General features: G+C 65.6%; 8 protein-coding genes. All 8 read right to left on the minus strand.

Annotated elements, in window-relative coordinates:
• Positions 1-13 precede the first annotated feature (13 nt).
• Positions 14-1,831, minus strand: a complete 1,818-nt coding sequence (locus AC5Y2L_RS21085; protein ID WP_499937839.1) for a type VII secretion-associated serine protease mycosin — start codon at positions 1,829-1,831, stop codon at positions 14-16.
• Positions 1,809-3,320, minus strand: coding sequence for a type VII secretion integral membrane protein EccD (eccD, locus tag AC5Y2L_RS21090; RefSeq protein ID WP_499937801.1), 1,512 nt, complete (start codon positions 3,318-3,320; stop codon positions 1,809-1,811). The genes AC5Y2L_RS21085 and eccD overlap by 23 nt, the downstream gene beginning before the upstream one ends.
• Before the next feature lie 173 nt (positions 3,321-3,493).
• Positions 3,494-4,396, minus strand: coding sequence for an ESX secretion-associated protein EspG (locus AC5Y2L_RS21095; protein WP_499937803.1), 903 nt, complete (start codon positions 4,394-4,396; stop codon positions 3,494-3,496).
• 85 nt (positions 4,397-4,481) lie between these two features.
• Positions 4,482-4,766, minus strand: a complete 285-nt coding sequence (locus tag AC5Y2L_RS21100) for a WXG100 family type VII secretion target (protein ID WP_499937804.1) — start codon at positions 4,764-4,766, stop codon at positions 4,482-4,484.
• Between the two features lie 50 nt (positions 4,767-4,816).
• Entirely contained in the window at positions 4,817-5,113 is a 297-nt protein-coding gene (locus AC5Y2L_RS21105) for a WXG100 family type VII secretion target (RefSeq protein WP_499937806.1), read from the minus strand.
• Between the two features lie 265 nt (positions 5,114-5,378).
• Complete coding sequence (locus AC5Y2L_RS21110; protein WP_499937807.1) at positions 5,379-5,678, minus strand: type VII secretion system ESX-5 target PE18; 300 nt, start codon at positions 5,676-5,678, stop codon at positions 5,379-5,381.
• 287 nt (positions 5,679-5,965) lie between these two features.
• Complete coding sequence (locus AC5Y2L_RS21115; protein ID WP_499937809.1) at positions 5,966-7,192, minus strand: PPE family protein; 1,227 nt, start codon at positions 7,190-7,192, stop codon at positions 5,966-5,968.
• Between the two features lie 9 nt (positions 7,193-7,201).
• Complete coding sequence (locus tag AC5Y2L_RS21120) at positions 7,202-7,501, minus strand: PE family protein (protein ID WP_499937810.1); 300 nt, start codon at positions 7,499-7,501, stop codon at positions 7,202-7,204.
• Positions 7,502-7,752: the final 251 nt, after the last annotated feature.

Genomic DNA, 7,752 nt, shown 5'->3' on the forward strand with positions numbered 1-7,752 from the left:
TGCTGCTCCGCCCCTATTGCTGTTTGCGCGATCGCCGCATCATCGACGCCGTACCGAAAACCGCGCCACCTATCAACAAAGCACCGGTGAAGCCACCGGCAGCCACCCATACCGGCACCATATCCCGATGAGCGGGCGGCGGCGGCACGTCGAGCGGTGCCGACAGCCGGGTCGGTGGTTTCGCCGGACCCTGCGGTACGTCCCAGGTCAGTGCCGCCACCGGATCGACGACGCCGTAGCCGACTTGGTTGTCCACACCGCGAGCCGGTGCCCTGGCCGTGTGGATCAGCCGGTTGACGACTTGGTACGCCGTCAACTGGGGGAATTTGGCGCGAACCAACGCCGCCACACCGGATACGATCGCGGCCGAAAAGCCGGAGCCAGAGGGCGTCAGCAACGAATTGTCCGGACCATCCAGCGCGTTGATCAGTCCGTCGTCCCGAGGTGAGAGACCCATGACGTCCGTTCCCGGCGCAGCGATCGAAACCCACGGTCCGGCGATACTCGAATTGCTGAATGTCGGCGGCACCATGGGCGTGCCGTTGGAATCCACCGCGCCGACGGTGAGGACGTAGTCGCTGAACCACGACGGCGTGGCCACGGTGGTGACACCGCTCCAGCCCCGAGGATCCTTGGGCTGCAAGGGATCGTACAGCGGGTTCTGCTTGCAGTCCTTCTTGCTGCTGTCGCCGGCCGCCGCGACGATGACGGCGTTTTTGTCGACCGCCGCATAGCGCACCGCAGCGCCCAAGGCGCGCTGATCGACGATATTGCGCGCGCTCATGCAGATCACATCGGAGATGTTGATCACCGAGGCGCCCATGTTGGCCGCGTGCACGATCGCGCGCGCCATGGTCTGGACGTAGTCGATCTTCTGCACCGTTTGCGGGTCTTCGTCGCCGGTGTAGGGATCCTTCAGCGTGAAGGCGCCACTGGACTGGCGGATCGCGATGATCTCGGCATCCGGGGCGATTCCGCTGAAAGCGTCCGGTTGGGAGGAGGCAGGCGCGGGCGGCGCCGGTGGAGGCGGTTTTGGCGGTGGATCCAGCGGACGGGGACCGCCGACAGTGACGACTCGCCCACCGCCCGTGTAGCTGGGAACCGTCACCGTGCCGCCACCGCGGTTGGCCGACGGCGCCTGGCCGGGCAGTCCCGGCAGTCCCGGCAAACCTGGCGGTGCCGGATTGCCAGGGCCGGGGCCGCCGGCTCCGCCTCCGGTCTCTTCCTTTGGCGGTGGAGGGGGGACCATCGTCACCGTCTGCGGCAGTGGCGACAACGTCACCGTCTGGGGCGGTGGGGCTTTCGGGGGTGGTTCGGTGGTGGGGATCGTGACGGGCTTGCGTGGCGCGGCCGGTGGCCCAGCGGCGCCGTTCGCCGGGGCGGCACCGATCATCGACGCCACGATGGTGCCGTGCGCGTCGCAGTCGGATAATCCGTCGCCCGACATCACGTAGTCGCCACCGGGAATCAGGTGCGCGAACCTGGGGTGCGGCGACACGCCGGTGTCGATGACGGCGACCTTCACCCCGGCCCCGCGGCCGAACGACCAAGCCTCCTGCAGGTTGAGCATTTCCATGTACTTGGGCGGCGACCGAAAGTCCGTGCCCGGCAACACCCCGACCTCGGTGCAGTAGGAGTTCTGCTTCATCGGCGCTGCCGGTCCGGGTGGACCGTCTGGTGGCACCGCACTGGGGTCATAAGTGGGCGGGTTCACCGCATACGCCGGCGGTAATCCCACTAATGCACCCGAAGTGAGCAGAATTGCGGCGGTGGTCGCTCGAGCCGCGCGGCCCCGCCATTTATGCCCGCTAACGGTACCGAATCGCTGCATAGACATTCATCAACCACAGTGCCAACGGGAAAATTGGCATCAGGCACAGGTATTCAATCCATTCCACGAATTTGCGGAACAGCGGGCTGTAGATGGTGTTGGGCACTACCGAAGCGGCCGTCATACCCGCCGTGGGCAGCAGAACCAGAATCGCCACCCCGATCGACAACGACAACGGTGACGACAGCACCAGGACGTACCGGGTGACCACCGCAGCAACCACCAGGACGGCCGTTGCGGCCAGCGTGATCGCTTGCCAGCGGTCCACATATGAGCGTCCGCGCAGCAGCAGGAAGCCCGCGATGAACCCGGTCAGTATGGGCGGTAGCCAGCGCTGGAAGGTGTGCGGGTCGCACAACGCGGTCAGCGAGACCACCGTCAATATGCCCAGTCCCACCAGCAGACCGGTCAGGAACGACCTCGCGCGCTCGGCTTGGAGCAGCACGTCGCGCACCGACGCCGGCCCCTCCAGCACCGGCGGACCGCCGGCGGTACGCACCACGGTGGTCGGCAGGTCGGGTCGAGCCTCGAAAACCCACCGACTGGTGGCCGACGGGAACACCGGCAGCCGGATGCCGGCCAACCGGCGGGCCATCGCCGGTGCCGCGTGGTAGCCCACCACACAGGTCAGCGCCACGCAGCACAGGAGCGTGACGGCACTGGTCATCGCGACCATGCGGGCCAGGCTCGCCAGCGCCGTCACGGCACTGACGGTGACGACCGCCGTGTAGAAGCCAAGCCGGCGACCGGTGAACCGCAGGGCAAGCATCGCGGCAACGGTCAGCACGCCCGAACCCAGCAGGGCATGCGGTGACCCCAACGGTCCGGGCGGGGCGGTGGCCGCGGACGCCGTCAGCGCCGCGAGCGAACTGATCAGCAGGATGTCGCCGACGCGGCGATCCTGGTCGGTCTTGGCCCGAATCAACAGCAGCACCGAAACCGCCAGCACCACCACGGCGATCACGCCGGCGAAAATCGTTGGCAGCCAGGACTGGTGGTGCCACCGGTACCAGCCCAGCAGCGAGGCGGCAAGGATCACTCCGATCGCCACCATCGAGGCGCCGACCTGGACCGCGACGACGGGGTCGATCGCGGCAAAGCGCTTGCTGAGATTTGTCGCAACCGCGGTGGAGATGTGCTCGATCACTTGTGACCGGTGCTCGGTGTCTGCGATGAACCGAATCCACAGCCGGTCGCCGTCGTAGATGTCTTGCTCGGTCAGCGACTGGTTGGCCCGTAACGGGGTGCCGTCCACCAGGCACAGCGCCCACCTGCCTCGTCCGGTGGGCTCCAGCGGGGCTTCGCCGAGCTCCCGGAGCCGGCTGTTGACCACCTTCAGCAGGGGGTCGGTCATCAGCGAGACCGGGGCGTTGGCATCCAGCAGAACGCCTACCTGGACACCTTCGCCGGCCATGATGCCGACCACAACAGCACGAGGCTGTGCAACACCCTCGATGTCAGCGTGTGGCGCGTCAGCTACCGCAGTCATCGCCGTGCACCCCCTGCCAATTCCGAATTCATGTGGCTCGCCTCGCGGTGAGTAGTTGGGATTTTCTTTGGTTTCAGCTCGCTGCTGATTCTAGAGAAGTATGACGCGTTCGCATCTCGAGAGCACTTTATGTTCGAACACCTTGGTGCGCTCTGTATCTCGTTAAGCCTGCGTTAAACCCGTCGGTGAGTTTTCCACTCGCCATACGGCAATGTGTCCAATACCGTCTTCACGCCGACCTGCACCAGTTGGGGTGTGGCGGGGCAGATGGCCAGCCAGGCCTCTCCCGATCCGGCCGTCCGGGCCTGCTGGTAGAGGGCGATGCGGCCACCCGATCCGTCCTTGAGCGACAGCACCGAAGCGCTGGGCCCCTTGGCGTCGTCGCGGTACTGCCGGGCATATACGGCGACCTCGGCTGCCGGATCCGACAGGGCCTGACCCAGTGCGGCAACCGTGGCCGCGCTGATACCCATCCGCCGCAGATCGCCGCCGGAAAACACGTTGAACCCGGACTCCTGCCACGATTTGGTCGCCTCGAGCATTTCCTCCAGCGGCACGTTGACGGCGTTGATCGCTGCGGGTTCGGCGTGGTGAATCGATTCCAGGCCGTCCATCACGAGTGCCGCGATCGAGGCGCTGTCCGACACGGCGACGTCGTCGACCGTGATGTCGCTGCCAACTCGAACCGCAGACACCCAGTGCTGACCGCGGCGGGCCAGCACCACCCGGAACTCGTTGTCAGGAATGTCGCGGGACCCGGGTGGCTGGTTTTCGTCGTCGACGACGCCGTAGAGCAATTTGCCGCGCGATAACAGCGCGATGACTTCGAGATCGGGCGCGGCCAGGACCCGCATTCGCGCGGCGACCTGCTCGTTCACCTCGTTGTTGACGACAATGCCCTGTTCGCGCATTACCGCCATCCCGGGATGTTCGTTCAGCCAATCGTTGGAATCGGTGGATACGTATGGGCGGCACCGAAGCTCCGGTGCTACGTGCCGAATGTCCAGCAACGCCTGGAGCATCCAAAATCCGTCGACGTTGACGGTGATATCGGTGCGGGTGCTCTGCTGATCCATCAGTTACCTCATGGTTGACGTGCTCGGACACTGCAGGACGCGGCAGCACACCGGGATGGTGTGCTGCCGCGCCTGGTGTTGGTTGTTAGGCCCAGCTGGACCCGACGGCGCTGTCCGTGCTGGCCATGTTGCTGCCGGCCGTTTGGACCTTTTGGCCGTGGGCGTTGGCCTGCTCGTAGATCACCTGGAAGTTGCGTCCCAACTGGGTGATGAACTCCTGGCAGGCCACCGAACCGGCACCGCCCCAGAAGTCACCGGCAGCAAGCACATCGCGGATGATGGCCTGGTGCTCGGCTTCCAGCGAGGCAGCCTGGGCACGGATCAAGGCGCCGTGGGCATCCACATCGCCGAACTGGTAGTTAATGGTCATAACAGTGTTCTCCTAACGTCTGAAAGGGTACGCAGCCTCGGCTTTTACCGCTAGCTGCTGAGGATTTGCTGCGACGCCTGCTCTTGCTGCTCGTAGTTGTTGGCGTCGCGGATCAGGCCGTCGCGCACACCGTGCAGCATGTTCACGATGTTGCGGAACGCCTGATTCATCTGACCCATGGTGTCGTAGGAGGTCGCCTCGGCGGCACCGCTCCAGCCCGCACCCGAGATGTTCTGCGAGGACGCCCACATGCGGCGGGCCTCGTCCTCAACTGTCTGGGCGTGGGTTTCGAAACGCCCCGCCATCGCCCGCATCGCGTGCGGGTCGGTCATAAAGCGCGTTGCCATATGAATATCTCCTCAGTGAATTAGTCGCTTGAATTTGTCGTTGGAAGGCGATGGCTGGACTGATTGCGTGATCACACAACCGTCCAACCGAAAACTAACTTCGCTCCCCCTTTCCGTCAGCCGCCGGTGCCACCGGCCGTTCCAACACGGTCGAGCAGTGACGAACTGCTCATACCGTCCCGGGCGCTACCATCGCCGACAGTCGATCCCCGAGATCACCGACTGCCGGGGGGTTGCCGTCGCAACCCTTGCCTTGCCCGCCTGGTCAGCGGGCAGCGGCTGCGTTGGCGGCCTCCGTGGCCGCGTATGAACCGGAACTAGTTGTCAGGGTGTTCACGAACATCTCGTGAATCGCCGCGGCCTGCGCGCTGACCGCCTGGTACATCTGCGCGTGCGCGGCGAACTGCGCCGCCGTCAGCGCCGACACCTCGTCGGCGGCAGCGGGAACGACCCCGGTCGTCGGGGCCGCCGCAGCCGCGTTCTGGGCGTTCATGGCGGAGCCGATGCCCTGCAGGCTTCCGGCCGCGGCAGCCAGGGCTTCTGGCTGCGTGGTCACGAACGACATGTTGCTTTCCTCCTCGAGATCGTCAGCAACCGCTCTTTCAAGAGAGTAATTGACTGGGCGGTCCAAGGTCGTTTTCAGCGGTGCCAGTTGGCAAGTGTTCACCAGCCGGTACGACGAATTCACTTTTGGTAACGCCACAGTAACAGTGCTGCGCCCGGATCGCGGCCCGCGCGTGCCGCCGCCGCGCGGCCTTGTGGGGCGCCGTCAAACGCCTATGACCAGCGCATGCGGTCAACTGCGTGGATCCCGGTCCGAGCACGACGGTGTTCATGGCAGCAATTGCAGGGTCACCCGGCGAAGGGTGGACGGGCCATGACGGTGGGCCGGAAGCCGTACCGTGGACTGCTGCCGGCGCCGGCGCCGGCGCCGACACCGGCCAGCGGCATGCCGCCCAGCAGGTTTCCGGCTCCCGATTCGGGGGCCGCGCTGATCGTGCTGATCGGTAGCGGAGCGGCATGGCTGGGCACCGGGGCCGCGGGTAGCGACCAGGTGCTCGGAACCGACAGCTTGCCGACCGACGCCGCTTGGCCGAGGCCCGCGGCCACACCACCACCGCCGCCGCCCGCGCCGGCGCCGCCTCCCAACAGACCAGCCAGACCACCCAAGCCCTTCGCGGCGGCGGCACCTGCCCCGGCCGCCGCGGCGGGCGGAGCCAACCCTTTGCTGAGGGACAACATGGTGTTGGCCATACCGGTCGAGAAATATGGCATGCCCAGGACGTTGTAAGCGGGACCGGCAAAGTTCCTGAAGGCGGTGATGAACCACTGCGGGTTCACGGTGCTGCTGCCACCGATACCGGTGAGGATCGATCCCAGGATCGAGTTCGGGTCCACGGTAAACCCGTTCGAAGTCCCCGTGATCCCCGTCCCGGTCAACGACAGTCCTTGCAGTATGTCGGTCACAGAGGACGTCGTCGACTGCGCGGACGTGCCCGACGCCGTGGTGGCAGCTTTGGCCACCGCGGCGGTTTGCAGGGCCTGCCCAGCGGGGTTGGTCGTCTGGGCCGGCGAGACGAACGACGTCATCTTCGTGGCGGTCGCCGAGTTGGCGGCGTACGTATACATGGCCGCGGCATCTTGGGCCCACATCTCTCCGTATTGCGCCTCGAGGGCCGCAATGACGTTGGTGTTTTGACCTATCACGTTCGTAGCCACCGCTTGCGCCAGTTCCGCGCGGTTGACCGCAATCACTTGTGGCGGCACCGTCGCGGCGAACGCGTTCTCGTATGCCGCCGCGGCGGCACTGGCCTGGCTGGCCGCCTGCTGGGCTTGAGCGGCGGTCGAGCTCATCCAGCTGACATAAGAGTTGGCCGCCTCGGCCATCGCCCCCGATGCCGGACCCAGCCACTCTTCGCCGGTCAGCGTGCTCACCGTCGCTTCATAGGCCGCTGCCGCCGAAGACAACTCCGCGGCCAGCCCGTTCCACGCGGCGGCGGCCGCCACCATCGGCGCCGAGCCCGGCCCGGCATACATTCGCGCGGAGTTGAACTCCGGCGGTAACGCCCCGTAATCCATTGCCTGCCCTTACCTGGCCGCCACCGCGTTGGCCGCCTCAGTAGCCGCGTATGACCCTGCGCTGGTGCGCAATGTGTTCACGAACATCTCGTGAATGGCCTGCGCCTCGGCGCTGACGGCCTGGAACATCTGCGCGTGTGCGGCGAATTGTGCCGCGGTGAGCGCCGACACCTCGTCAGCCGCGGCTGGAACCACCCCGGTTGTCGGCGCCGCGGCGGCCGCGTTCTGGGCACTTACCGCCGAGCCGATGCCTTGCAGATCCGCGGCGGCTGCGGCCAATGCTTCCGGTTGCGTCGTCACAAACGACATCTGATTTCCCTCCTCGATAGCCCTTAAATTCACTCAACTTCAGCGGAAGTCATTCCGTGATCACGTTACTTCCCAGGCGCCGGCCTATGCTGCGCGCAAGGCCAACTATTCATTCCCGGCCAACTATTGTTCATGTCGTGGTAAGGGGAATTCACCTGTAGTTCGCTTGCGAATTCCCTCGCCGCCGCCGCTGGACGTGAACAGGTCGAATAAGCGTTGGTAGATAAAATTCGGTTGAAATTAACCTCCCG

This window comes from Mycobacterium sp. NGS66 (assembly GCF_059812225.1).